Raw genomic sequence first — 24558 nt, 5'->3', positions numbered from 1 at the left:
CTCCTCCTCGTCGTGCGGGTGCGGATGCGGGTTCGTGGGGGTCAGGCGCCGCGCCGGCGGGCCGCGACCAGCAGTTGGCCGAGCGCCAGCCCGCCGTCGTTGGGCGGGACCAGCCGGTGCCGCAGCACGGTGAAGCCGTCCTGCCGCAGCATCCGGGCCGCGGTCTCGGCCAGCAGCGCGTTGCCGAAGACCCCGCCGGTCAGTGCCACGGTCGCCAGGCCGGTGCGCTCCCTGGCCAGCCCGCAGCAGCGCCGGACCAGTGCGGCGACCGCGGTGTGGAAGCGGGCCGCGACCAGCGCCGGGTCGGTGCCGGCGGACACGTCCTCGACCACCGCGGCGAGGACCGGGCCGGGGACGGCGACCAGCGCGGCGCCCCCGCCGGACGCGGCGCCGGTGCGCAGCGCGAAGGTGTAGCCGGGGCCGCGGTCGTCGCCGGCGGTGCGGGCGGCGGCCTCCAGCGCGACGGCGGCCTGGGCCTCGTAGCCGGCGTGGTGGCAGATCCCGGTGAGCGAGGAGACCGCGTCGAACAGCCGGCCCATGCTGGACGTCGGCGCGCAGTTGAGGTCGCGCGCCAACTGACGTTCCAGCAGGCGCAGTTCGTCCGGTGGGCAGGCGACGACCGGCGGCAGCTCCGCGGTCCAGGGCAGGCCCGCGGCGTGCAGGTGGGCGAGGGCCATCCGGTAGGGGCGACGGACGGCGGTGTCGCCACCGGGCTGCGGGACGTAGTCGAGGTGGGCGAAGCGGCGGTATCCGGCGTAGTCGGCGAGCAGGATCTCGCCACCCCAGATCGCGCCGTCGTCGCCGTAGCCGGTGCCGTCGAAGGCGACGCCGATCACCGGCTGCCGGCCGTCCAGCCCGTGTTCGGCCATCGCCGCGGCGATGTGGGCGTGGTGGTGCTGGACCCGGACCAGCGGCCGGCCGGCGGTGTGCCGACGGGCCCACTGGCCGGTGCGGTAGGCGGGGTGCAGGTCGGTGGCGAACAACCGCGGCCGGACCCCGGTGAGGGTCTCCAGGTGCGCGCCGGCCCGTTCGAACGCCAGCTGGGTGGCCAGGTCGTCCATGTCGCCGATGTGCGCGGACAGCCAGGCCCGGCGCCCCTCCCCCAGGCACAGCACGGTCTTGAGGTCGCCGCCGGTGGCCAGCGCCGGCCGCACCGGCACCGGGAGGGGCACCGGGTACGGTGCGCAGCCGCGCGAGCGCCGGACGTACAGCGGTTCGCCGTCGCTGATCCGGACCACCGAGTCGTCGCACGGGACCTGGATCGCCCGGTCGTGGCCGAGCCAGGCGTCCGCCAGGTTCGCCAGTCGCACCACCGCGTCGGCGTCGTCGATGACGAGCGGGTCGCCGGCCACATTGCCGCTGGTCATCACCAGCAACCGGGGTCCGGGCGGGTCGCCCGGCAGGCCGAACAGCAAGTGGTGCAGCGGGGTGTAGGGCAGCATCAGCCCGAGGTCGGGGCAGCCGGGGGCGACGGCCGCGGCGACCGCGGGCGCCCCGGGCGCGGGCCCGCCGGCGCGCCGGCGCACCAGCACGATCGGCCGCACCGGCCCGGTGAGCAGCGCCCGTTCCTCCGTCCCGAGTTCCACCAGCTGCGCCACGTCGTCGACGTGACGGGCCATCAACGCGAACGGCTTGTCGCCGCGCGCCTTGCGGCGCCGCAGTTCCCGCACCGTGCGGTCGTTGCCCGCGTCGCACACCAGGTGGTAGCCGCCGAGCCCCTTGACGGCGACGATCGCGCCCTCGGCGAGCAGCCGCCGGGCCCCCGCCACCGGGTCGCCTGGCATCGGGCGCGGCGCACCGCCGGGGGCGTCCGGGGCGACGGCGAGCAGGTGCAGTCGCGGGCCGCAGTCGTGGCAGGCGACGGGCTGGGCGTGGAACCGCCGGTCGGCCGGATCGGCGTACTCGGCCGCGCAGCGCGGGCACATGGGGAAGCCGGCCATGGTGGTCTGGGCGCGGTCGTAGGGCAGCGCCCGCACGATGGTGAAGCGGGGACCGCAGTGCGTACAGGTGACGAAGGGGTGCCGGTAGCGGCGGTCGGCCGGGTCGGTCAGCTCCGCCAGGCAGGCGTCGCAGGTGGCGGCGTCCGGGGCGACCAGGGTGCGGGCGGGGCCGTGGGCGTGGGAGGGGAGGATGGCGAAGCCGGTGCCGCCGGTGACCGCGATGTACTCGCCGTCCACCGCCTCCACGACCGCCAACGGCGGCGCCTCGGCCCGTAGTCGGGTACCGAAGTGGTGCAGTGCGCCCGGTGGTCCCTCGACCTCGGTGACCACGCCCTCGCCGGTGTTGCTGACGTGGCCGCTCAACCCCAGCTCGGTCGCGAGTCCGTGGACGAACGGGCGGAATCCGACGCCCTGGACGATGCCGCGCACGGTGATCCGACGGCGGGCGGCGGCCGGGTCGACCTCGACAGGGCGCACGGTGCGCAACGCTCCGGCGCTCGGCGCCCGCCCCGCGCTTCCGGCACCAGCCTGCGGCAGCGGAGGAGACGCCTCGGGGGAGGGCGCGAGACCCTGTGGAGCGGTGCGTGCACCGGGCTGCCCGACGGTCATGAGCGGCTCGACCCCACCGTGCCGCGGTCGCCGATCCGGTCCTCGGGGGCGTCGTGCACGTGGTGCGACTGGCGGGTCATCACCGGGATGTGCGCCGGCCCGTCGTCCCGGGCGGCCAGCGCCCGGTCCAGCAGCGTTCCGACGCCCTCGCCGCCGCGGACCGAGGTGCGGACCACCTCGGCACCGGGGTTGACCCGCTCCACGTTGGCGCGGAACGCCACCTCGTCGAACTCCACCGCCGTCGCGATGTCGGTCTTGGTGACCAGCACCAGGTGGGCCAGGCCGAAGGCGGTGGGGTACTTGAGCGGTTTGTCCTCGCCCTCGGTCACCGACGCGAGCACCACCCGCAGCGTCTCCCCCAGGTCGTAGGAGGCGGGACAGACCAGGTTCCCGACGTTCTCGACGAACAGCAGCCGGGTGCCGGTGGGCAGCCAACCGTCCAGGTGCCCGCCGAGCATCTCGGCCTCCAGGTGGCACAGGCCGTCGGTGAGCACCTGCTTGACGGGGACGCCGGAGCGGGCCAGGCGGACCGCGTCGTTCTCGGTGGCGAGGTCGGCGGTGAGCGCCGCGACCGGCACCCCGCGTTCCCTGGCCAGGGTCAGTTCGCGTTCCAGCAGGGCGGTCTTGCCGCTGCCCGGACTGGAGAGCAGGTTGACGACCGCGGTTCCGCGCGCCGCCAGTTCCTCGCGCAGGGTGTGGGCGCAGGCGTCGTTCTTGGCGAGCACGGCCTGCTGCAGGTCAAGGACACGGCACATGGGATCAGCGCTCCTCGTGCGTCGGAGGGGGTGCCGGGGCGTCCAGCCAGCTGACGTCGGCGATCCGCAGTTCGCGGCCGGACAGCAGCTCCACGGACGCCCCGCCGCACCCGGGGCAACTCAGGCGCGGCGGCATGCCCGCCGGCCAGGTCCGGTCGCAGGAGGCGCAGCGGGCGCGGGCCGCGACCGGTTCGGTGATCAGCTCGGCGCCGGCCAGGACCGTGCCCTCGCAGGCGAGTTGGAAGGAGAAGGCCAGGGCGTCGGGGACCACGCCGGCCAGTTCGCCGACCTGGAGTCGGACGCGGCTGACCGCGCTCGCGCCGGCGGGCCGTACCGCACTCTCCACCTGGTCGATGACCGCCAGCGCGATGGACATCTCGTGCATCGGCCCGTCTCTCTCTGGTGTGCCGACCGGTTGCCGCTGGCCTCATTAGACGGTGCGACCCCCGGGCGTCCCGGGTGCCTCGCCGGGGCGGCGCGGCGGCATACACCGTTCGGTGCAGCCGCACCCGCCACCCGTGGGACCGGCCCGCGTCACATGGCGCGCATCCGCAGGTAGCGCCTGACGTCGGGCAGGTTGCGCAGGGCGAGGGCGAGGGCGGCGGCCAGGACGCCGCCGAGGGCGAGCTTCAACATGGTGTGGTGTTCCTCTCCGTGGTGGCCGGGGCAGCGGTGGCGGCCGGCTCCGATGCGTCGGCGTCGGCGCCGACCAGCCGCAGCACGAGGCGGACGGCCTCGTCGACGGCGGCGGCGACCGGCGCACTCAGGCCGATCCCTTCGGCGGTGTCGGCGGGTTCGCAGCCGACGACCAGGACGCGTTCCGGGCGCCGCGCGCCGGTGCCCGCGCTGAGCGTGTCGAGCAGCGCCAGGACGGCGTCCGGGGTCATGTGGTGGGCGTCGATCGGGGTGTTGCCGCGGCGGGGGGCGGCGTCGGCGGGGTCGGTGGCGTCGAGGAGGTAGAGCGAGCCGGGCTCGCCGCCGCGCGCCGCGGCGTCCACCAGCAGCACCGTCGCGTAGCCGTCCAGCATCCGGTAGGCGAGGTGTACGCCGCGGACGCCGGCGTCGACGAGTTCCACCCCGTCGGGCAGGGCGTGCGCCCCGAGCGCGCGGACCGCCTCGACGCCGAAGCCGTCGTCGCCGAGGAAGATGTTGCCGACGCCCGCGACGAGCGTGCGGCCGGACGGCGGGGTGGCGGGCGCGGCGCTGCTCACTCGTTCTCCAGGGGCGCGAGTTCGTCGGGTTGGAAGTAGAGGAACCGGCCCTGTTCGCGCCGGATGTCGGCGCCCGGGTCGCCGTCGACGGTCACCGCGAGGTGCACCCCGCCGTCCACGTCGTGCAGGACTGCCTCGACCTGCGCGGCGCGGCCGTGCAGGAAGAGGTCCTGGGCGTCGGTGCGGCGGCGTCCGGGGCGCAGGACGACGCGGCTGCCGGCCCCGACCGAGCGGCCGTCGAGGGTGATCCGGTCGGTGAGGGGGTCCACGTCGCGGTCGCCGCCCGGATCCCACCAGGGCGTGTCGGGGCGGGCCGGGTCCGGCGCCGGGTCGGGTCCGGTGACCTCGCGCAGCGCCCGGACGGCACCGTGCAGGCGCTCCAGCACCTCGGGCGGCATGCCGTCGGCGAGGTCGATCACCTCGGCGGCCCGGGGGTCGGTGCCGCGGGCCTCGCGCTTCTCCTGGTCGGTCAGGGCCGCGGTGCGCAGGGCGAGGATCTCGTCGATCTCCAGGGCGTCGTAGAGCGCCCCGGGGCTCTCAGGGGCGATCTCCGGGTGGTCCTCCAGGATGATCGGGGCGGACAGCATCACCTCGGCGCTCCCGGGCGGACCGGCCAGCACCGGCCAGGTGTGTTCGTTGCGGCAGTCGGCGACCGCGCCGCGGGCCCATTCGGGCGGGTCGGTCTGGGAGTGGAACCGACCGGCCGTCACGCCGAGGAACAGGTGCGCGGCGACGAGGGAGCGGGGCAGCGCCGCGTCCCGGTCGTCCGCCGCCGGGTCCGGGACCCAGCCGCTGGTGTTGCGCACCGTCGCGGTCAGCTTCAGCACCGCGTACGGGCCGGCGATCTCCTGCGCGGTCAGCCGCAGCACCGCGCTGATCTCCTCGCGGCGGCGCACCAGCCGGCCGACGACCCGGCCGTCCGCGTCGTGCACCGGCTCGGTGTCCTCGCCCGGGGGCCAGACCAGCGGGACGGTGACGCCGTCCCCGACGAGGTCGGCGACCGCCACGTCGAGCGGGCAGCGTTCCTCGGTGCCCTCGTCCCAGGGGACCAGCACCCGGTCGGGCAGTTCCAGTTCCGCGACGTCCTCGAACTCCCCGTCGGGGCCCCGCCGTTGGACGGTGCGGCGTTGGGTGCGCAGGAACCGCAGCTCGACGGTGAGCCGGGCGCCGGCGCGGGGTTCGACGAGGCATTCGGTGCGCTGGTGGGAGTGTTCGGCCCGGTCGGCGCCCCAGCCCGGCGGCACGAGGACGCCGAACTGCCAGCGCAGCCGGTTCTTGGCGGCGGACGCCCGGTAGGGGTAGAGGACGTAGCCCTCGAAGAGCACGGCGTCCGCGACCTGCCGGGCGGCGGCGAACCGGTCCGCCGGGGTGTCCGTGGGCGCGGAGGTGGTCACGGTGCGGTCCTTTCGGTGGCGGGGCGGACGACGGCGCTGGGGAAGCCGCGGGAGCCCGGCCCGCTGCCCTCCGCGGCGGCCAGCAGCGCCGCGACGGTGGCCTCCCAGGACGGCAGGGCGTGCCGGGACCGGAACGCCAACAGCGCGTCCAGGCTCTCCCGCGGCAGCCGCAGCCAGCCGCAGCCGGGGAAGTGGGTGTCGGTCATCTCCCGCCACACGGCGGTCGGCAGCCGGCACTCGGCTTCCTTGTGCCAGGGCACCGGGGAGACCTGGAAGCCGCCCGGGCCGGAGAAGACGGTGCCGGAGAAGAGCAGCAGCAGCGGTACCTCGCCGTCGCGCAGGGCGTGCACGTAGCGGCCGGCGGCGACCTCCAGGTCGTAGCTGCACGGGACCGGCAGGTCCACCTCGGTCTCGCCGGTGAAACCGGGGACCACCTGGGAGACCTGGGCGAACTGGAGGGGCTTGAGGGTGTTGCTCCACCGGGTCCGGGCGCCGAAGAGGTCGGCGAGCGCGGCGGTCTCCTCGTCGTCGTAGTCGCGGCGGGCAGGTTCGATGCGCAACTGGCAGCGCAGCGCCAGGGCGTGCACCCGCGCCCCGTCGGCGGCGGTGATCCGCAGCCGGAAGAGGAGCGTCGGGGCGGCGGCGTAGCGGTCGGCGCGGACGCCGGTGCAGTCGAAGGACAGCTCGGTCACGGCCGCCGGGCCTCCTCGCGCGGTTCGCGGGCCCGGTGGGTGATGTCGGCGAAGAAGTCCGCCAGGGCGGCGCGGGCCTCGGCGCCGCCGTCGAAGCCGCGCCACAGCAGCCGCAGCCGGCCGGTGAGTTCGTAGGCCAGGTCGACCGGGATCAGGTGGCAGTCGGTGCGGTCGTCGTCGCGGTGCAGCAGCAGCGCCTCGACGTCGGGTGCGAGCAGGTCGGCGAGGCGGGTGGCGTCGCGGACGGCCTGCCAGGCGGCCGGGTCGAGTTCGCTCTCGGTGGCGCCGGCCGGGCTGGGGTAGAGCGCCACCACCCGGCCCAGGGCGGTGTTGTCCAGCAGGAAGGCGACGCCGACGGGGATCCGCAGCCGGTCCCAGACGGCTTCGTCGAGGCGGTGCGCGGGGTCGGACAGGAAGCGGTCCGGCACGGTGCGGAACTGCCCGCCGCCGGCCCCGGGCCGCTCGAAGAGCAGCGCGCAGCGCGGGCAGGCGCAGGCCAGTCCGCGGTTGCGGGTGTCGACGAGGTGGCGGTGCCGGCCGCCGAGTTCGGTGCCGCACAGTTCGCAGCGTTCGGGCAGCGGGGGCGCGGGGGCCCGGAAGCGCCGCAGGCCCCGGTGGGCGGCGGCGGTCCGCGGGGCGCTCACGTCGCCGGGGCGGCGGTCGGCGGACGGCGGGAGATCTGGAGCAGGGGCGGCTCCGGCGCGGCGGCCCGGGTCTCCCACCCGACCGAGGTCACCTCCGGCACGAAGCACGACAGCGCGCCCTCGACCGCGGACCGGTCGGCCCCGGCGCCGCACCCGCAGCCGCCGGAGGCGCTCTCCACCAACCGCAGCGCCCCGGTCTCCGGGACGAACTCCTCGACGGTGACCGCGTCCTGGCTCCGGGCGCTGGACAGCGCCCGGTCGATCCGGGTGGCGGCGTCCTCGGGGTGCAGGTCGTGCAGCACCAACAGGCTGCTGACGAGGGCGTCGCCCAACAGCGCGGCCCGCGGCCCGGCGTCACCGGTGCGCCGCTCGACCAGCTGCATGACGCGGGTCAGCCCCGCGCCGTAGAAGTCCATCAGGACCCGGACGAGTTCCTCGGCGGTCTGCACGGTCGCGGCGTCGCCCTGCCCGGCGAGCCGGTCCAGCAGTTCCTCGACCCGACGGCCGGTCAGTTCGGCGTCCGGGGCGGCGACGGGCGCGGTCATCCGGCCAGCCCGCTCAGCCCGGTGGGAACGTGCATGGTCTCGACGGTCCGGCCACCGACGTACATGTGCACGCCACAGGGCAGGCACGGGTCGAAGCTGCGCACCGCCCGCATGATGTCGATGCCCTTGAAGTTCTCCGGGGAGTTCTCCTCGAAGATCGGGGTGTTCTGGACGGCGTCCTCGTAGGGGCCGGGGGTGCCGTAGGAGTCGCGGGTGCTGGCGTTCCACGGCGTCGGCGGGTACGGGTGGTAGTTGGCGATCTTCCCGTCGCGGATCACCATGTGGTGCGACAGGACGCCGCGCACCGCCTCGGTGAACCCGCACCCGATGGACTCGTCGGGCACCTCGAACTTCTCCCACGTCTGGGTGCGCCCGGCGCGCACCTCCTCCAGCCCCTGCTCGGCGAAGTGCAGCGCCATGGCCGCCGCGTACGCCTGGAAGTAGGTGCGGGCCCGGTTGCGCTCCAGCGCGTTGCTCCACTTCGGGATCTTCCACTCGAAGCGGGTCTCGGGCCGGGTCATGCTGCGCGGCAGGTCGATGACGACGCTGTTGCCGGTGGCCTTGACGTACGGGGTGTCGACGAGCCCGGAGAGCGCGGTGGACCACAGGCGGGCGATCGGGCCGCCGCCGGTGTCCAGCGCCAGGTGCTCCTTGCCGTCGAACCAGCGCGGCGACATCACCCAGCTGTACTTGTCGTTGAAGTCCCGCTTCTGCGGGGCGGGGATGGTGTGCTGGTTCCAGGGGTGGCGCGGGTCGATGGGGTTGCCGAGCGGGTCGTGGGTGACGAACTGCTCCTGGCCCTCCCAGTCCTGGTAGTAGGAGCTGCCGAGCAGGATGCGGATGCCGAGGTTGATCTCGGTGAGGTCGTTGGTGACGAGCTTCCCGTCCACGATGATGCCCGGGGTGACGAACATCCGCCGGCCCCAGTCCGTCATGTTGCGGTAGGTGAAGTCGCAGTGCTCGGGGTCGTTGAGGGCGCCCCAACAGCCGAGCAGCACCCGCCGCCGGCCGACCTCCTCGTAGCCGGGCAACGCCTCGTAGAAGAAGTCGAAGAGGTCGTCGTGGAGCGGCACCACGCGCTTCATGAACTCGACGTAGCGCATCAGCCGGCTGAGGTAGTCGGTGAAGAGCTGGACGCTGGCCACCGTGCCCACGCCGCCCGGGTAGAGCGTGGAGGGGTGCACGTGGCGCCCCTCCATCAGGCAGAACATCTCCCGGGTGTAGCGGCTGACCTGGAGCGCCTCGCGGTAGAACTCGCCCTCGATGGGGTTGAGGGAGGTCATGATGTCGGCGATGGTGCGGTAGCCGTGCTCGCCGGCGTGCGGGGCCTCGGTGCGCTGGGCCAGCTCCCAGACGCCCGGATTGGTCTCCCGCACCATCTTCTCGCAGTAGTCGACCCCGACCAGGTTCTCCTGGAAGATGTTGTGGTCGAACATGTACTCCGCGGACTCGCCGAGGTTGATGATCCACTCGCCGAGGTGCGGGGGCTTGACGCCGTAGGCCATGTTCTGCGCGTAGACGGAACAGGTCGCGTGGTTGTCGCCGCAGATCCCGCAGATCCGGCTGGTGATGAAGTGCGCGTCGCGCGGGTCCTTGCCGCGCATGAAGACGCTGTAGCCGCGGAAGACCGACGAGGTGCTGTAGCACTCGGCGACGCGCTTCTGCTTGAAGTCGATTTTGGTGTGGATGCCCAGGCTGCCCACGATCCGGGTGATCGGGTCCCAGGACATCTCCGTCAGACCGCTGCCGTCACCGGCCGTCTTGGTCTTCGGTGCCATTTCTGTGCCATGCCCTTCTTCGCGTGCCGGGGTGGGGATCTGACGGAGCGTCGGGTAGGGGTGGGGTCACCAGGGCCGGCGGTAGCCGGTGGTCAGCTGCTCGCCGCGGTGCCGCCACTTGGGTTCGTGGTCCACGGTCCGGGCGGTGATGCCGCGCAGTCGGCGGACGACGTTGCCGTAGGCGGAACTGGCGGTGCTGGAGAGCTTGGCGCCGGGCGGCTCGTCCATGAACGGCATGAACTTGTCGGGGAAGCCGGGCATGGTGCAGGCGATACAGACCCCGCCGACGTTGGGGCAGCCGCCGATGCCGTCCATCCAGCCCCGCTTGGGCACATTGCATTTGACCACGGGACCCCAGCAACCGATCTTCACCAGACACTTGGGCGAGTCGTAGGTCGTGGCGAACTGGCCCTGTTCGTAGTACCCGGCCCGGTCGCAGCCCTCGTGGACGGTCTCGCCGAAGAGCCAGGTGGGTCGCAGCTGGTCGTCCAGCGGGATCATCGGGGCCGCGCCGGCCGCCTGGTAGAGCAGGTAGACCAGGGTCTCGGAGAAGTTGTCCGGCTTGATCGGGCAGCCCGGCACGCACACGATCGGGATGCCGGCCTTGGACTTCCAGTCCCAGCCCAGGTAGTCGGGCACGCCCATGGCGCCGGTCGGGTTGCCGGCCATGGCGTGGATGCCGCCGTAGGTGGCACAGGTCCCGATGGCGACGACGGCGAGCGCCTTGGGGGCCAGTCGGTCGATCCACTCACTGGTGGTGATCGGCTGCCCGGTTTCCGGGTTGTCGCCGAAGCCGCACCAGTAACCCTCCGGCTTGATGGCTTCGTTGGGGACGGACCCCTCGACGACCAGCACGAACGGGTCGATCTCACCGCGCTCGCCCTTGAAGAACCACTCGATGAAGGTGTCCGCGCCCTGGGTGGGCCCGCTCTCGAAGTCGATCAGTGGCCAGTGCACCTGGATCTTCGGCAGACCCGGCAGCACGCTCAGGGCGATCTCTTCGATGCTCGGTTGGGTCGCGGCGGTCAGCGCGACCGAGTCACCGTCGCAGCTCAGACCGGCGTTGATCCAGAGGATGTGGATCGGGGACTCTTCCTCGTCCTTCCGGGCGGACGGGGTGGTCGCGGTGGCAGGTGCGGCATCCATGGCGATGTGCCTCCTCGGGGAGGTGGGCAGCGGAAGCGCTCGGCACGGCTTCCGTTCACCTTGGTAACACCGCCGGGGGAACGAGGAGAGCCGACGAGGGCCGTTCCGGTGACGCACCAGCACCGGAACGGCCCTCGGGCCCGGGGAGGGACTGCCGTCAGGACGGCACTCCCGCCTCCACCGTGGTGACGGTGAAGGTGCCGCCGCACACCCGCAGCCCGCTGCTGCCGGTGGTCATGGACTCCTTGGAGCCGGGCGGGTAGACGAACACGATCTGCGAGTTCTTCCAGCACGGGATGTCCGAGACGCCCTCGTTGACCGTGTGCAGCACCGCGTGCGCGCTCTGTCCGGGCTGCAGCCGCACGCTGCCGCCGGCGCCGCCCTCGCGGGAGGCGGGCGTGCCGACCGACGAGCCGTCGCGCTGGATGAGCGAGACGCCCGGGAAGCCGCGCAGCGAGCACGCCTTCTTGCCCTTGTTGGTGAAGACCAGCGGCACCCGGATGTTGCCCGCGCCGATGTCGGTGCGGCCCATGTGCAGCGACATGTTCGCGGCGGTGCAGCGGTCCGGGTCGGTCATGCCCGAGGGGTTGGCCTTGCTCGCGTTGGGGACCCCGGGGGAGCCGGCGGAGGGCTTGGCCACGCCGGAGGGCCGGGCGCCGTTGCCGGCGGACTGCGCACTGCCACCGGCCGACGGCGCACCGTTCGCGCTGGACGTGGCGGGCGCCGCGGCCGAGGAGGACTTCGACGCGCCGTCCGTGCCGTTCTGGCAGGCGGAGAGCGTCAGCGCGGTGACGGCGATCAGCGATCCGGCGGCGACACGGCGGCCGCGGCCGAGGGTCTTGAAGGTGAGCGACATGAGTCCCCCTCGTCTGGGGTTGGTGGGTACCCTCGTATCAGTGGGTGCGTACGGTCCGTCCGTTGCTCTTCCAGCGTGCTCCCGGGCACTGCCGGTCCGCTAACGAGGCACTAACACCCCGCTAACGAGGCCGCACGCCCGGCTCGACGCTGCTCCGGCGCCCGGTGTGACCAGGCGGAACTCCGGTGCGCCGCCCAGGCTCGCAGAAATCCGCGCGGTTGCGGGCGCGGCACTACGAGGTTCGGCCGTTTCAGCCTTCCTGCTCACGGGCCTCAGAAAACCCATGAATTCCCAGGCGCCCCACCTCGCGGCCCCATGCCACTGGTAAGTGCGCAGGGCCGATCCCCGAGCGCCGGTGCCGAGGGAGTCGCTGCGCGCCCGGGGCGGACCGGGGGTCCGCACTCGACCGAAATCCCACCATAGGGTGTGGACGAGACGCTCTCCTTGACGCCGGGGTTGCACGGCGACGGCACTTTCCGGCCACAGGCCACCAGTCACCCGGCCGCGCTACCTTGGCGCCGCGCCGTCCGCAACTGACGGCGTTTCCGGACCGGCCCCCTGCGGTGGCACTCCTCCGCTCCGCTCGATGGCGGCCGGGCGCGCGCGAGTGGCGCGGGCCGTTGCCGGGGCCCGGGAGGAGGCGGCGGGGAGGCGGCGAGCGCGAAGGTGGCGGGGCAGAGGCGCGGGCGTAGGCGCGAGGCCCGCCCGGGGATTACGTGCGCGGGCCGACGGTTGCCGCAGGGCGACGCCCACCGGGCGGAGCCCCACCGTCGAGGGCCGGATCCCAACCCCTCCCGGGGCCTTCCGCCTCTCAACTGGCGTGCGAAAAGGCGGAGTTGGCAACTCCCCGCCCCGGGCAGGCAGCCTCCCCCGGCCGCCGGTCCGGGACGACGCCCCGTCGGCCGTGGCAGGCGGGGCCGACGGGGAGGGTCGTCGTGGTGGGGGTCGTCGTGGGGGTCGTCGTGGTGGGGCGTCAGCGCCCGCCGCCGGCACCCGGCTGGGCCAAGTCGAGGTCCAGTCGCTCGTCGGCACCGCCCGTCAGGGATATGGGCTCCGCGTGCGGCGGATACCCGGCCGCCGACAGCGTGTACTGACGGCCCTTCAGGTCTGCGAACGCGTAGGCGCCGTCCGCGCCTGTGACGGTGTGGCCGGTGACCGTGCCGTCCTCCAGCAGCGTCACGGCGGCATCCGCCAACGGCCGTCCGTCGGGCCCGCGGACGGTACCGCGCACCGTGGCGGTCGGCCGCAACCGCACGTCCTGACTGCCCGGCCGGTTCGGGGAGTCCGTCCCGTCAGCGCCGGTCAACTGCACCGCAAGGGCCTCCGGCTGGTGCCCCGCGGCGCTGAGGACGAGTGTGTAGTCACCGTCCGGCAACTGGCCCACCTCCCAATGCCCGTCGGCGTCGGTCGACGTGCAGGTCACCACGTCCCCCCGGCCGTCGGTGACCACCACGCCGGCGCCGGTCAGCGCCGCGCCGTCCGGACCGCCCCGCAGGGTGCCGCGGAGCCGGCTGCCGGTGGGCACCAGGGCCAGTCGCACCTCGGCGACCGTGCCCTCGCCGTAGTGCGTGGCCGAGGCGGCCTGCGGGGTGTGGCCCGGGGCGGCGCCGGTGAGGACGTACGTGCCGGCGGTCGGGACGGCCAGCGCATAGCTGCCGTCGGCCGCGGCCGTGGTGACCCCGGCCTGCTGCCCGTGCCGGTCGATCAACGTGACCGTGGCGCCCGCGACCGGCCCACCCGCGGAATCGACGACCCGCCCGCGGAAGCCCGCACCGACCGCCTCGGCCGCTTCGGTCTGCTCCGCGACCGGCGCCCCGGCCGCGCTCGGCTCCTCGGACGCGACCGCACCCGGGGAAGGAGCCGTCGGCCGGACCGCCGTCGACTCCTGGCCGGCGGCCGGAGTGCCCTCCGTGCTCTGCGCCACCCGTGTGCCGGTCGCCTTCCGCTGGGACGGCAGGAAGGCCGCCACCAGCACGCCGAGCACGACCGCGGCCGTGGCGATCAGGAACGAGACCCGGAACCCGGCCATCGTCGGCACCGCCACCGGCCCCAGCGGCTCGGACATGTGGGCCAGCACCATGCCGATCACGGCGCTGGACACGGAGGTGCCGATCGAACGCATCAGGGTGTTCAGGCCGTTGGCCGCGCCGGTCTCGGACGGGTCGACGGCCTTGATGATCAGCGCCGGCAGCGAGGAGTACGCCAGGCCGATGCCCGCGCCGACCACCACCGCGATGATCACGGTCTGCCAGGGGGCCTGCATCAGGCCGATCCCGCCGCCATAGCCGACGCCGATGATCAGCATGCCGAGCAACAGCGAGACCTTGGGGCCGCGGCGGGCCGCGATCCGGGCGTACACCGGTGCCACGACCATCATCGTCAGCCCCAGCGGGGCCACGCACAGCCCGGCGACCACCATCGACTGACCGAGGCCGTAACCGGTCGACTTGGGCAGTTGGAGCAGTTGTGGCAGCACCAGCGAGATCGCGTAGAACGCCACTCCGACGGTGATGGACGCGAGGTTGGTGAGCAGCACCTCGCGCCGGGCGCTGGTGCGCAGGTCGACCAGCGGATCGGCGATCCGCAGCTCCATCACGCCCCACAGGACCAGGATCACCAGGGCGACCCCGAACAGGACGAGGGTGCGCGGCGATGCCCAACCCCAGTCACTGCCCTTGGTGATCGGCAGCAGGAGGGCGACGAGTCCGGCGGACAGGCCGATGGCGCCGGCGACGTCGAAGCGTCCGGGCGCCCGCACCGAGGTCTCCGGAACGGCGAAGAGAGTGAGCAGCATCGACAGCACGCCGAGCCCGGCGGCGGCGAAGAACAGCGTGTGCCAGTCGGCGTGTTGGGCGATCAACGCCGCCACGGGCAGCGCCAGACCACCGCCGACGCCGATCGAGGAGCTCATCAGGGCCATGGCCGAGCCGAGCCGCTCCCGGGGCAGTTCGTCACGCATCAGCCCGATGCCGAGGGGTATCGCGCCCATCGCGAAGCCCTGGAGCGCCCGGCCGACGATCATGATGAGCAACTGGCTGGTGAATCCGCAGATCAGGGAGCCGATGACCATGACGGCCAGGCTCGCCAGCAGCATCCGGCGCTTGCCGTAGAGGTCACCGAGACGCCCCATGATGGGGGTGGCGACGGCCCCGGCGAGGAGGGTGGCCGTCATGACCCAGGTGGCGTTGCTGGAGGCGGTGCCGAGCAGCGTCGGCAGGTCCTTGATGACCGGCACCAGCAGCGTCTGCATCACCGCGACGACGATGCCGGCGAAGGCGAGGACGGGGACGAGGCCGGCGCGCGCTCTGCGGTGCCCGCTCGCGGGGAGCGGGGCGGGCGGCGGCCCGGCGGCGGAGTCCGCCGTCCTCACGGGAAGCTGGTCGGTCGTCGTCTGGGACATGCGGGCGGCCTCCAGGGCGGCAGGAGCAAGCGAAAGGGTGCGCCGTGCGCTGCGGTGCGCGCTACGCGGGCAGGGGAATACACCCCCTGATACGTGCATGACGAACGTTTCAGCGCAAGGGGCTATTCCAGGCCAGTGGGCCGTCTCGCACCGTGGGCAGTGATCTCCCTCACGCCCGCCGTGTACACCCGAGCACCACACCAACTTCCGTACGCGGCACGGCCGGTCGACCCCCTCGGCCCCTCAGCCTCTCCGGCCCGCCCGGGCACCGCACCTCGCCCGCACCCACTCGTCACCCCGTCCATCGGCCCTCCCCCGGCCTCGATCCCGATCCCGTTGCGCACGTGGAATCCAGTGAACCGCACGCCACTGACAATCGGTCGCCCGAGGGATCAAGAGCGGGTCAAGAGCAGAGCGCACCGCTTGACGGCACGCCGGGACGGAACCGACGTACCGGCACACCGGGGGATCTACCGCCCCAGGCCCGGCACGGCCTTCCGCGCCGCCGCATCGCGCACAGTACATCCACCCCAACCCGGTTCGAGCCGATTCCGAGCACCGATCCCCCGAGCCGCACGACGCCGACGGCACAGTCCGGGAAGGCTCCGCGCGCAAGGTCGGGCGCCGCCCGCCACGGCATGAGGGATTTCCCGCCGGGGTCATCCCGCACAACCACTGAGGATTCACCCTTCAACACCGCGTGCGCGGTATATTTCAGCCCCGCATGAGGCCCGTGGCCAGCATCCCGGGCCGGGGTCGGTCAGCTCGCCACGGCCTCGCCATCGCCCTGGGGCTGCGCACTCGACACGGCCTTCTCCTGCAATGCGGCGTCGATCTTCTCCCCGCGCTCGGGATCCAGTTTGAGCTTGGCGAGCACCGCGGGCACCGCGATGCTCGGCAGCGTGTGCTCGAAGAAGACGGCCAACCGATGGCCGAGGTCAGCACGGTTGGTCAGCGCGTGGGACATCATTTGGAGCCCTGCGAACGCACCAACGAACAGTTCGGCGGTGTCACGCACGTCCACGCTCTCCATGATTTCGCCGCGCTCCCGCGCCTCGCTCAGCAATCCCTCGACGAACCGGGTCCAGGAGAGCATGGACTGCTTGCGATCGAGGTGGGTGGAGCCCTGCTCGACGGCCAACCGAGCCGCCCCCCGCTGGATCGGGTCGTTGCGCAGGCGGTACGCGAGCACCTGTCCCGCGTCGACGAATTCCTGCAGTCTGACCTGTTGCGGCTCCACGGCGATGTCCAGCACGTGCTCATTCAGCACGGCGAGCGCCAACTGCTCCTTGGAAGCAAAGTGGAAATACAGGGCGCCCTTCGTCACGCCGGCGCGTTCAAGAACCTCGGCGATGGTCGCGCGATCGTACCCTCGGTCGTCGAAGACCGATGCCGCCGCCTCCAAGATCATTCGCCGGGTCCGAATCGCGCGGTCCTGCTGTGCCACAGGAACGCCTCCTGTCTCTCGAATTCCTCAAGTGTGCCAACCGCTCGCTGGAGCTCAAGTCTCCGCTCGGTCAGCCTATTTCCTCTTTCCGTCAGCCCGGCATTGAAAATAAAACCGGATGGTACGTATCTTATCAGCGACGGACCTCAACCTGTAAAAACGCCTGGGGGCATACATGAGCGACACGATGCACGTCAGCGGCGCGGTACAGCCCAGGGCCCCGCACCAGCTACGTCCGGATCAGGACGAGCGGGACGCCCAGCAGAACCGCACCGACGCCCCAGTTCCTTGTGAATACGTGCACCGTCCGGTCGTCGACGACATTCTGGTCACGTCCTGGAGTCGCGTGGACGACTGTCATTTCTCGGTCACCGCCCACTGGCCACGGGATCACGGGTATTTCGCGCCGCGGCGTGGCCGGGACTCGCTCATCCTGACCGGTGAAACCATTCGCCAGGCCGGACTGCTGCTCTCGCACACCGAATTCAACGTGCCGGTGGGACACCACTTCATCCTCGGTGACCTCGTCTACACCATGCGGCCCGAGCACCTCCCCGCCGACGGTGGACCCACCACGCTGACGATCGACGTCGCCTGCAGCAGCCTGCGCACCCGACGCACCACGCTGACCAGCGGACGCTTCGACATGACCATGCGCACCGCGGACCAGGTCGTCGTGGTCGGGCACTCCCACGTCACCGTGGCCTCCCCCGCCGTCTACCGCCGGATCCGCGGGGAGCATCTGACGGCCCAGCGCGACGTCGGACCCCTGCCATCGCCCGTCGTCCCCCAGCTGACCGGCAGCGACACCGAGCACGACGTCCTGCTCTCCCCCACCAACCGGCCCGGGCGTTGGCACCTGCGCATCGCCCCCGGCCATGCCGCGGTCGTCAACCCGGCCAACGACCACGTCCCGGGCATGGTGCTGGTCGATGCCGCACAGCAGGCCGCGCACGCCCTGACCGCGCCCGAGCGCTTCGCGCCGCACACCTTCGACATGCAGTTCAGCCGCTATGCCGAGCACGGAACCCCCTGTGTCATCGAGGCCAGCCGGGTCGCGTCCGCGCCCGGCACCGCGACCGTCCGGGTCACGGGAGTTCAGGACGGTGAGCCGGTGTTCCTATGCACCCTGACCGCGCAGGACGAACGCGACTGAAGGACCGTGCCGGCCTTCTGCGCCGCATGGCGCGGGGCCGGACCGGCCAGGCATCCTCACAGCAGGCGGACGGGCTGACGCACCCGCACGGAACGTCGCACCGCAACGCCCGGCAACGCACCCCGTTGCCCCGCAATCAGCACGAGATCGACAGTCCGCGTCGGCGCACGCCGGCCGCGGAACGAGAAAGGCCAACGACGACATGGGTGACCTCAACGGAAAGACCGCACTGGTGACAGGCTCGAGCCGGGGCATCGGCCGGGGCATAGCCCAGCGCCTCGCTCGGGAGGGTGCGCTGGTCGCCGTGCACTACAACACCGATGACGTAGCGGCCAAGGAGACCTTGGACGGCATCAAGGCCGAGGGCGGGCGGGCCTTCGTCATAGGCGCGGAGCTCGGGGTGCCCGGCGACGCGGCGGCCCTGTTCGCCGCCTTCGACGCCGAACTCGCCGCGTACGGCGCCGAACCGGGTCTCGACATACTCGTGAACAACGCAGCGACGCGGTTCTCCGGGCACATCGGCGAGACCACGGAGGACGAGTTCGACCGCACCGTCGCGATCAACCTCAAGGCGCCGTTCTTCATCGTCCAACACGCCCTGCACCGCATGCGGGACGGCGGACGCATCATCAACATCTCGTCGGCGGTGACCAGTACGGCGTACCCGTCGTCGATCGCCTACAGCGTCTCCAAGGGCGGCATCGACACGCTCACCCGTACCCTCGCCAAGGATCTCGGCGCGCGGGGCATCACGGTGAACGCCCTCGCCCCGGGCTGGGTCGAGACCCACGTGACGGCGGCGCGGACGGCGGTGCCTGAGCAACGGGCGGCACTGGCGGCCTATTCCGTGTTCAACCGCATCGGGCAGCCCACCGACATCGCCGACGTCGTCGCCTTCCTCGCCTCCGACGACTCTCGTTGGATCACCGGCCAGCGCATCGACGTGACCGGCGGGTCGATGCTGTGACGGCCGGGCCCGGGTGCTCCGACCCCCGTCCGGAGCGCCCGGGCCGGGCCGCGCCGTCTCAGGCGGCGTCCGCTGCCGCGCCTTCCAGGTCCAACAGCAGCCGCTTGCGCGCCAGGCCGCCCGCGTATCCGGTGAGCGAGCCGTCGGCTCCGATGACACGGTGGCAGGGGCGGACCACCAGGAGCGGGTTGGCGCCGATGGCCGTCCCGATGGCGCGGACAGCGCCGCGCGGGGCGCCGATGGCGGTGGCGATCGCGCCGTAGGTGGTGGTCGTGCCGCGCGGGACGGCCTCCAGCGCCGTCCAGACGCGCTGTTGGAACTCGGTGCCGCGGGGGACGCACTCGACGGTGAACGGTGCCGTCGCGCCGTCGAAGTACGCGCGGAGCTGGCGGGCGATCTCGGCGAACGCGGTCGGGTCGTGGGTCCAGCCCTCCTGGACGACCGCCCCGCGCTTCTGGTCCGGCACCGAGAGCGAGGCCAGTGCGGTGCCGCCGGGCGCGGTGGCCGATCGCTCGCCCACCAGCAGGAGTTCGCCCAGAGGGCTGTCGAGGGTGGCGTACAGGGTCATGCGTCGATCCGTTCTTCCTGGGGCGAGTGCCGGGCCGGGGTGCCGGCGGGGTCGGCCGCGTGGAGGTAGTGGGTGGCGTAGGAGCGCCAGGGGCTCCAGAGTGCCGGAGTGGTGCCCGGAGGCGGTGTGCCGAGGAGGACGTCGGGGTCGCCCAGGGCCCGCATCCGCACGTAACCGGCGGTCCACGGGCCGATGCCCGGCAGTGCGCGCAGGGCGCGTTCGGCGTGGTCGCGGTCGGTGCCGGCGTCCAGGACGACGTCCCGGGCGGCGAGCGCCGCGGCGAGGGCCCGCAGTGCGGCGGCCCGCGACGGGGACGGGGCGAGCCCGGCGAGCGGGGCCCGGGCCAGTTCCCCGGCCCGCGGGAACAGGTGGGTGAGGCCGCCGACGGGGCGCGGCAGCGGCTCCCCGTAGCCGGCGACCAGGCGTTCGCCCAGGTCCCGGCCGGCGGCCGGTCCGGTCCGGCGGGCGAGGACGGCCCGCACCGCCAGTTCGACCGGGTCCACGGTGCCCGGGGAGCGCAGTCCGGGGGAACGGGCGACCAGCGGGGCCAGCACGGGATCCGCACCGAGCCGTTCGCCGACCGCGTACGGGTCGGCGTCGAGGTCGAAGAGGCGGCGGACGCGCTGGGTGGCGGTGGTGAGGTCGCGCAGTTCGGCGAGGTGCAGGCGGCAGTCCAGCCAGCCGTCGCCGATCACCTCGTCGACCTCCACGATGCCGGTGCCGTTCGGCAGCCGCAGGGTCCGCCGGTAGGTGCGGCGGCCGGGCGCCCCGGTGACCTCCTCGATCCCGCCGAGCGCCTGCGCTTGCAACTGGTCGAAGACCTGCCGGGCCGCGTACGGGCCGCGGAACGCGAGCCGCAGCGGCAGTATGCCGGGCGTGCCGGGCGGGGGCGTCGGGCCGCTACGGGCGCCGGGGCGGACCGCCCGCAGCCCGCTCGGGGTGAGGGCGTAGACCTCCTTGATGGTGTCGTTGAACTGCCGGACGCTGGCGAAGCCGGCGGCGAAGGCGATCTCGGCGATCGGCAGGCCGGTGGTCTGCAACAGGACCCGTGCGGTGTGCGCGCGCTGGGCCCGGGCCAGTGCGGTGGGCCCGGCGCCGAGTTCGGCGGTCAGTTGCCGTTGGAGTTGCCGGGCGCTGTAGCCGAGCCGGGAGGCCAGCCCGGCGACGCCCTCCCGGTCGACCACCCCGTCGCCGATCAGCCGCACCGCCCGTCCCACGACGTCGGCCCGGGCGTTCCACTCGGCCGAGCCGGGGACCGCGTCGGGGCGACACCGCCGGCAGGCCCGGTAGCCGGAGCCCTGGGCCGCCGCGGCGGTCGGGAAGAAGGTGACGTTGCGCCGTCGCGGGGTGGTGGCGGGGCAGCTCGGCCGGCAGTAGATCCCGGTGGTGGACACCGCGAAGAAGAACGCCCCGTCGAACCTGGCGTCCCGGCTCCGCACCGCCTCGTACCTGCTGTCCTCACTCATCACACCCCCCACTGTGCGCCATCCCGCGCCCGCGCTCTGGCGGAAATCGGACATGGCGTCTGGTGCGGTGGGTGCCTCTGTGGTCGGTCGGCGGACGGTGCCCGCTCCACCGGCCGGGGCGGGGCCGTCACGCCGGCGGCATCGGCCAGTCGTCCAGGGAGCCGCCGCGCCACTCGATCAGGCGGGGGTCGTCCAGCGAGACGTCGTGCGCCGGATCGGCGACGCCCGCGCGGCGCAGGAACTCCGCGACGTCGCCGCGGCCGTGGGCCAGGCCGACGATCTGCCCGTGCACGGTCACCCGGCGTCCACCGGACGGGGTCGGTGGGTGCACGATGACAGGCGGATGCTCGGACATGCCTCAAGCGTGCGCCGGGCTCCGCGCGCTCGCACGTCGGCGGCCTGATCTCACCCGGGTGGTTGGGATCCCGGCCGGGCGGTGCCGCCGGCGCCGGTGCGGGCGTGGTCCTGGGCCGGCCCGGGACGGCGGGCGCGGACCCGAACCGCGAGCGAGAGCCGAGGACGCCAGTGAACGACCCCATGGAATCCGCCGAGTTCTCCCGGGATCCGTATCCGCTGCTCGCCGCGCTCCGGGCGCGCGGCCCGGTGCAGCGGGTGCGGACCGGGAAGGACCGCACGACGTGGGTGGTGACCGGTTGGGCCGAGGCGCGTGCGGCGCTGGCCGACCGACGGCTTTCGAAGGACACCGCCCGCTACTTCGCCAATCGGCCCTCCGGGCGCGATCTGGCACCGGCGGTCAGCCAGAGCATGCTGGCCACCGATCCGCCGGACCACGGCCGGCTGCGGAAGCTGGCCGTGGCGGCCTTCACCCCGGCGGCGGTGGGCCGGCTGGAGCCGCGGATCCGGGAGATCGCGGAGGGGTTGGCCGCGGAGCTGGGGCGGTCGGCGGGGGCTGCCGGCGGTCCGGTCGATCTGGTCGAGGGGTTCGCGGTGCCGCTGCCGATCGCGGTGATCTGCGAGCTGCTGGCGGTGCCGGAGGCGGACCGGGCCGTGGTGCGCCGGTGGTCCGACGACCTGTTCGCGGCGGCGGACCCGGACACCGCCGACCGGGCCTCGCATGCCCTGGCCGGGTACGTGGCGGAGCTGATCGCGGCCCGGCGCGCGGCGCCCGGGGACGATGTGCTCAGTGCGCTGATCGCCGCCCGGGACGCCGGCGACCGGTTGTCCGAGCGTGAACTCGTCTCGCTGGCCGTGCTGTTGGTGGTCGCCGGGCACGAGACCACGACGCACCTGATCGGCAACGGGACGCTGGCCCTGCTCCGTGACGACGCGCTGCACGCCCGCCTGCGGGACGATCCGGGGCTGCTGCCGGCCGCGGTGGAGGAGTTCCTGCGGTACGAGGCGCCGGTGACGCTGGCGACCTTCCGCTACGCCACCGAGGCGTTCGACCTCGGCGGGGTCCGCATCGGAGCGGGGGACGTGGTGCTGGTCTCCCCGGGTGGCGCCAATCGCGATCCGGCGCGGTTCGACGAGCCGGACGCCGTGCGGCTGGCCCGGTCGGGCGCGGGCGGGCACCTGTCGTTCGGGCACGGTCCGCACCACTGCCTGGGGGCGCCGCTGGCCCGCGCCGAGGCGCGGATCGCGTTCGAGGTCCTGCTCGCGCGGTTCCCCGGACTGCGGCTGGCAGCGGGCTGGGGCCAGGGCGCCGGGAGTTCCGACGGCGCGGACGGGGTCACGTGGCGGCGCACGCGGTTGATGCGCGGACCGGCCCAACTGCCGGTGCTCCTGGGGCCGTTGCGGGAGGCACCGGAGGGTCGGGACTGACCGCTCCCGCGGAGGCGGGCGGGGCGGACGCCCCTTGCACGCACCCCATCCATTCTCGTGCACTATGAATTGATTTGGTCGAAAAAAGCGGAATGTATGATGCTGGCGACCTCCAGGGTTACCCCTGGTCCGCCGACCCGTCCGACCCGTCCGACCCGTCCGACCCGTCCGACCCGTCCGACCGAGAGGGTGCCCGTGGGCAAGCCGAAGCCGATGCGTCCGGCGCCCGCACTGGCGCTGGCCGTCGCGCTCACGGCGGTGGCGGGGTGCGGGGAGGTCGCCCCGCTGCGGGTGGAGGGCGCGGCTCCGCAGTCCGGTGCCACCCACGGGCCGGTGTACGCCGCGGACGCCATGGGCCAGCCCCTGGGGCGGCCCGCGCACTTCGCACTCACCGAACACGCCTCGCTGTCCAGCTTGAGCTGGCGCCGCTGGGGCGGCCCCCAGGCCGTCGCCACCGGCCGGGTCGGCGGCATGTGGTGCCTGCCCGGCTGCGCGTCGTCCGGCTACCCGGCCACGGTGGAACTCTCCGGGCTGGAGCACCACGAGCGGGTCTCCTACTACACCCGCGCCACGGTCCGGTCCGCGGACCTGCCGCCCGACCGGGCGCGCGAGTTGCGCGACGTTCCCCTGCCCGTCCCCGCACCGTGAGCGGCCCCGCCATGAACGCCGTCCCGGCCGTCCCGCCGCCCCCGCCGCGCCACGGGCGCGAGGACCCAACCACCCGCCCCCGCGGGTGCCCGACCGCGGGCTGAACCATGGGGCTGCGTACCAAGACCGCGCTGGTCATCGCCCTGACGACCGCACTGGCCGCCGCCGTCATCGGGTTCCTGGTCCACCACCGCACCGCGGAGAACCAGCAGCAGAACGCCCGGACCGCGGTGGACGACCTGCTGGTCGAGGCCCTGCACGACGCGGCCTCCGGCACCGGTGGCAGCGCCCTGCTCGATCCGCCGGAGCTGCCCGCCGCCCTGCGGCGGGCCGTCACCGAACGCCCGGTGCGGGCCACCTACTTGAGCGCGCCCGGCGGCGCCGACGGACCGGTGATGTGGGCCGCCGCCCGCCAGGGGGACGAGGTCATCGCCGTCCGCCGCTCCTACGCCCCGCAGGCCCGGGCGCTGGCCGACCTCGACCGGGTGCTGTTGGGCTCCGGGATGGCCACCACGGTGCTGGGCTGCGCGCTGGGCGGCGGGGCGGCGGCCGTCATCGGGCGCCGGATCGGGGCGTCCGCCAAGGCGGCGCGGCAGATCGCCGACGGTGACCTCACCGCCCGGGTCCGGCGGGCCGGCAAGGACGAGATCGGGCAGTTGGGCGCCGCCGTGAACACCATGGCGGACGCCCTCAACGACCGTCTGGAGGCCGAGCGGCGGGTCACCGCGGACATCGCGCACGAGCTGCGCACCCCGGTCGCCGGGCTGGTCACCGCCACCGGCCTGCTGCCCCCGGGCCGGCCCACCGAGCTGGTCACCACGTCCGTCACGGCCCTGCGCGACCTGGTGGAGGACGTGTTGGAGGTGGCGCGCCTGGACGTCCCCGGTGTCGAGCAGGCGGACTGCGCGGACGTCCTGGTGAGCGCGCTCGCCGAACGGGCCGTGCGGCGGACGGGGAAGGCCGCGGAGGTCCGGGTCGTTCGGGACGGCACCGTGCGGACCGATCCCCGTCGGGTCGAGCGGATCATCGCGAACCTGGTGTCCAACGCCCACCGGCACGCGGCGCCGCCGGTGGTGGTCGAGGTGGCGGGACCGGTCGTCGGCGTCCGGGACCACGGCCCCGGCTTTCCGGACGCGCTCCTCAGCGAGGGCCCGCGGCGGTTCCGCACGGGTGCCCGGGGCCGGGGATTGGGCCTGGGCCTGACGATCGTCGTCGGTCAGGCGCGGGTGCTGGGGGCGCGCGTGCGCTTCGAGAACCTGCCCGGTGGCGGCGCCCGAGCGACCCTCGACCTCGGCCCGGCCGCCGGGGCCGCGTCCTCATCGGCCGGCGACGAGGACGCGGCATAAAACGGCGAACCGGCGCCGTGACCGCAGTGCGGCGGTCACAGCGCCGGTTGTCCGGTGCCGGTCGCGGTCCGGGACCGCTACCGGGTCTCAGCCCTTGAGGTCGTAACCGGAGAGGCGTTCCACGCCGCGCAGGAGGGCGGAGTGGTCCAGGCCGCCGTCGCCCTGGGCGCGCAGGGAGGCGACGAGGGAGGCGACGACGGAGCCGACG

Annotated in this window: 22 protein-coding genes and 1 pseudogene; 5 read left to right on the top strand and 18 right to left on the bottom strand. The window is 73.6% G+C overall.

Annotated elements, in window-relative coordinates; translation table 11 throughout:
• Positions 1-41 precede the first annotated feature (41 nt).
• The 14 genes from hypF to ACLJT4_RS35180 all read right to left on the bottom strand — a co-directional run bounded on the left by hypF (position 42) and on the right by ACLJT4_RS35180 (position 16417).
• A complete protein-coding gene (gene hypF / locus ACLJT4_RS35245; RefSeq protein ID WP_411128743.1) occupies positions 42-2549 on the bottom strand; it encodes a carbamoyltransferase HypF in 2508 nt (835 codons plus the stop codon).
• Positions 2546-3304: a hydrogenase nickel incorporation protein HypB gene (hypB, locus tag ACLJT4_RS35240; protein WP_411128741.1), complete on the bottom strand. Its 759-nt coding sequence runs from the start codon at positions 3302-3304 to the stop codon at positions 2546-2548. The genes hypF and hypB overlap by 4 nt, the downstream gene beginning before the upstream one ends.
• Before the next feature lie 4 nt (positions 3305-3308).
• Complete coding sequence (locus ACLJT4_RS35235; protein WP_411128739.1) at positions 3309-3689, bottom strand: hydrogenase maturation nickel metallochaperone HypA; 381 nt, start codon at positions 3687-3689, stop codon at positions 3309-3311.
• 149 nt (positions 3690-3838) lie between these two features.
• Entirely contained in the window at positions 3839-3940 is a 102-nt protein-coding gene (locus tag ACLJT4_RS35230; RefSeq protein WP_020930701.1) for a DUF6893 family small protein, read from the bottom strand.
• Positions 3934-4515, bottom strand: a complete 582-nt coding sequence (locus ACLJT4_RS35225; protein ID WP_411128737.1) for a hydrogenase maturation protease — start codon at positions 4513-4515, stop codon at positions 3934-3936. Before ACLJT4_RS35225 ends, ACLJT4_RS35230 begins: the two co-directional genes overlap by 7 nt.
• Positions 4512-5909: a hypothetical protein gene (locus ACLJT4_RS35220; RefSeq protein WP_411128735.1), complete on the bottom strand. Its 1398-nt coding sequence runs from the start codon at positions 5907-5909 to the stop codon at positions 4512-4514. Before ACLJT4_RS35220 ends, ACLJT4_RS35225 begins: the two co-directional genes overlap by 4 nt.
• Positions 5906-6601: a DUF6084 family protein gene (locus ACLJT4_RS35215; RefSeq protein WP_411128733.1), complete on the bottom strand. Its 696-nt coding sequence runs from the start codon at positions 6599-6601 to the stop codon at positions 5906-5908. Before ACLJT4_RS35215 ends, ACLJT4_RS35220 begins: the two co-directional genes overlap by 4 nt.
• Positions 6598-7245: a DUF5947 family protein gene (locus ACLJT4_RS35210; protein WP_411128731.1), complete on the bottom strand. Its 648-nt coding sequence runs from the start codon at positions 7243-7245 to the stop codon at positions 6598-6600. The genes ACLJT4_RS35215 and ACLJT4_RS35210 overlap by 4 nt, the downstream gene beginning before the upstream one ends.
• Complete coding sequence (locus tag ACLJT4_RS35205; protein ID WP_411128729.1) at positions 7242-7790, bottom strand: hypothetical protein; 549 nt, start codon at positions 7788-7790, stop codon at positions 7242-7244. The genes ACLJT4_RS35210 and ACLJT4_RS35205 overlap by 4 nt, the downstream gene beginning before the upstream one ends.
• Positions 7787-9568 carry a nickel-dependent hydrogenase large subunit gene (locus ACLJT4_RS35200; protein ID WP_275461449.1) on the bottom strand — a complete coding sequence of 594 codons (1782 nt, stop codon included), beginning with the start codon at positions 9566-9568 and terminating at the stop codon, positions 7787-7789. The genes ACLJT4_RS35205 and ACLJT4_RS35200 overlap by 4 nt, the downstream gene beginning before the upstream one ends.
• Before the next feature lie 66 nt (positions 9569-9634).
• Entirely contained in the window at positions 9635-10714 is a 1080-nt protein-coding gene (locus tag ACLJT4_RS35195; protein WP_411128727.1) for a hydrogenase expression protein HypE, read from the bottom strand.
• 157 nt (positions 10715-10871) lie between these two features.
• Positions 10872-11570: a DUF4232 domain-containing protein gene (locus ACLJT4_RS35190; protein WP_038523945.1), complete on the bottom strand. Its 699-nt coding sequence runs from the start codon at positions 11568-11570 to the stop codon at positions 10872-10874.
• Positions 11571-12543: 973 nt separating this feature from the next.
• Positions 12544-14970: an MFS transporter gene (locus ACLJT4_RS35185; protein WP_411128724.1), complete on the bottom strand. Its 2427-nt coding sequence runs from the start codon at positions 14968-14970 to the stop codon at positions 12544-12546.
• A 760-nt stretch (positions 14971-15730) separates the two neighbouring features.
• Positions 15731-16417, bottom strand: a complete 687-nt coding sequence (locus ACLJT4_RS35180) for a ScbR family autoregulator-binding transcription factor (protein ID WP_411128722.1) — start codon at positions 16415-16417, stop codon at positions 15731-15733.
• Positions 16418-16592: 175 nt separating this feature from the next.
• Here ACLJT4_RS35180 and ACLJT4_RS35175 point away from each other — a divergent pair, with 175 nt between their 5' ends.
• The gene (locus ACLJT4_RS35175; protein ID WP_411128720.1) at positions 16593-17573 is read left to right on the top strand and encodes a ScbA/BarX family gamma-butyrolactone biosynthesis protein; all 981 of its coding nucleotides are present in this window, start codon (positions 16593-16595) and stop codon (positions 17571-17573) included.
• A 202-nt stretch (positions 17574-17775) separates the two neighbouring features.
• Positions 17776-18540: an SDR family oxidoreductase gene (locus ACLJT4_RS35170; protein ID WP_366408425.1), complete on the top strand. Its 765-nt coding sequence runs from the start codon at positions 17776-17778 to the stop codon at positions 18538-18540.
• A gap of 58 nt (positions 18541-18598) precedes the next feature.
• Here ACLJT4_RS35170 and ACLJT4_RS35165 read toward each other — a convergent pair whose 3' ends face one another.
• The 3 genes from ACLJT4_RS35165 to ACLJT4_RS35155 form a co-directional block, all read right to left on the bottom strand.
• The gene (locus ACLJT4_RS35165) at positions 18599-19108 is read right to left on the bottom strand and encodes a methylated-DNA--[protein]-cysteine S-methyltransferase (protein WP_411128718.1); all 510 of its coding nucleotides are present in this window, start codon (positions 19106-19108) and stop codon (positions 18599-18601) included.
• Positions 19105-20574 carry an AlkA N-terminal domain-containing protein gene (locus tag ACLJT4_RS35160; protein ID WP_411128716.1) on the bottom strand — a complete coding sequence of 490 codons (1470 nt, stop codon included), beginning with the start codon at positions 20572-20574 and terminating at the stop codon, positions 19105-19107. The genes ACLJT4_RS35165 and ACLJT4_RS35160 overlap by 4 nt, the downstream gene beginning before the upstream one ends.
• A 127-nt stretch (positions 20575-20701) precedes the next feature.
• Complete coding sequence (locus ACLJT4_RS35155; RefSeq protein WP_275461458.1) at positions 20702-20929, bottom strand: hypothetical protein; 228 nt, start codon at positions 20927-20929, stop codon at positions 20702-20704.
• Positions 20930-21099: 170 nt separating this feature from the next.
• Between ACLJT4_RS35155 and ACLJT4_RS35150 the strand changes: the two genes are divergently transcribed.
• The 3 genes from ACLJT4_RS35150 to ACLJT4_RS35140 all read left to right on the top strand — a co-directional run bounded on the left by ACLJT4_RS35150 (position 21100) and on the right by ACLJT4_RS35140 (position 24350).
• Positions 21100-22356 carry a cytochrome P450 family protein gene (locus ACLJT4_RS35150; RefSeq protein WP_411128714.1) on the top strand — a complete coding sequence of 419 codons (1257 nt, stop codon included), beginning with the start codon at positions 21100-21102 and terminating at the stop codon, positions 22354-22356.
• Positions 22357-22551: 195 nt separating this feature from the next.
• On the top strand, positions 22552-23004 hold the full coding sequence (locus ACLJT4_RS35145) for a hypothetical protein (protein ID WP_411128712.1): 453 nt from the start codon (positions 22552-22554) through the stop codon (positions 23002-23004).
• 107 nt (positions 23005-23111) lie between these two features.
• Positions 23112-24350 carry an ATP-binding protein gene (locus tag ACLJT4_RS35140; RefSeq protein ID WP_411128710.1) on the top strand — a complete coding sequence of 413 codons (1239 nt, stop codon included), beginning with the start codon at positions 23112-23114 and terminating at the stop codon, positions 24348-24350.
• Positions 24351-24437: 87 nt separating this feature from the next.
• Here ACLJT4_RS35140 and ACLJT4_RS35135 read toward each other — a convergent pair.
• Positions 24438-24558, bottom strand: a pseudogene (locus ACLJT4_RS35135) (2-hydroxy-3-oxopropionate reductase); the annotation flags it as partial.

Source organism: Streptomyces sp. x-19 (assembly GCF_046549115.1).
Lineage (GTDB): Bacteria > Actinomycetota > Actinomycetes > Streptomycetales > Streptomycetaceae > Streptomyces > Streptomyces albulus_C.
This window is presented reverse-complemented; position numbering and strand designations above follow the sequence as displayed.

Coding starts and splice junctions, on each gene's coding strand:
- ACLJT4_RS35195 (WP_411128727.1), bottom strand. CDS start 10,714: ATGGATGCCGCACCTGCCACCGCGACCACCCCGTCCGCCCGGAAGGAC.
- ACLJT4_RS35235 (WP_411128739.1), bottom strand. CDS start 3,689: ATGCACGAGATGTCCATCGCGCTGGCGGTCATCGACCAGGTGGAGAGT.
- ACLJT4_RS35190 (WP_038523945.1), bottom strand. CDS start 11,570: ATGTCGCTCACCTTCAAGACCCTCGGCCGCGGCCGCCGTGTCGCCGCC.
- ACLJT4_RS35200 (WP_275461449.1), bottom strand. CDS start 9,568: ATGGCACCGAAGACCAAGACGGCCGGTGACGGCAGCGGTCTGACGGAG.
- hypB (WP_411128741.1), bottom strand. CDS start 3,304: ATGTGCCGTGTCCTTGACCTGCAGCAGGCCGTGCTCGCCAAGAACGAC.
- ACLJT4_RS35170 (WP_366408425.1), top strand. CDS start 17,776: ATGGGTGACCTCAACGGAAAGACCGCACTGGTGACAGGCTCGAGCCGG.
- ACLJT4_RS35160 (WP_411128716.1), bottom strand. CDS start 20,574: ATGAGTGAGGACAGCAGGTACGAGGCGGTGCGGAGCCGGGACGCCAGG.
- ACLJT4_RS35140 (WP_411128710.1), top strand. CDS start 23,112: ATGGGGCTGCGTACCAAGACCGCGCTGGTCATCGCCCTGACGACCGCA.
- ACLJT4_RS35205 (WP_411128729.1), bottom strand. CDS start 7,790: ATGACCGCGCCCGTCGCCGCCCCGGACGCCGAACTGACCGGCCGTCGG.
- ACLJT4_RS35155 (WP_275461458.1), bottom strand. CDS start 20,929: ATGTCCGAGCATCCGCCTGTCATCGTGCACCCACCGACCCCGTCCGGT.
- ACLJT4_RS35175 (WP_411128720.1), top strand. CDS start 16,593: ATGAGCGACACGATGCACGTCAGCGGCGCGGTACAGCCCAGGGCCCCG.
- ACLJT4_RS35165 (WP_411128718.1), bottom strand. CDS start 19,108: ATGACCCTGTACGCCACCCTCGACAGCCCTCTGGGCGAACTCCTGCTG.
- ACLJT4_RS35185 (WP_411128724.1), bottom strand. CDS start 14,970: ATGTCCCAGACGACGACCGACCAGCTTCCCGTGAGGACGGCGGACTCC.
- ACLJT4_RS35230 (WP_020930701.1), bottom strand. CDS start 3,940: ATGTTGAAGCTCGCCCTCGGCGGCGTCCTGGCCGCCGCCCTCGCCCTC.
- hypF (WP_411128743.1), bottom strand. CDS start 2,549: ATGACCGTCGGGCAGCCCGGTGCACGCACCGCTCCACAGGGTCTCGCG.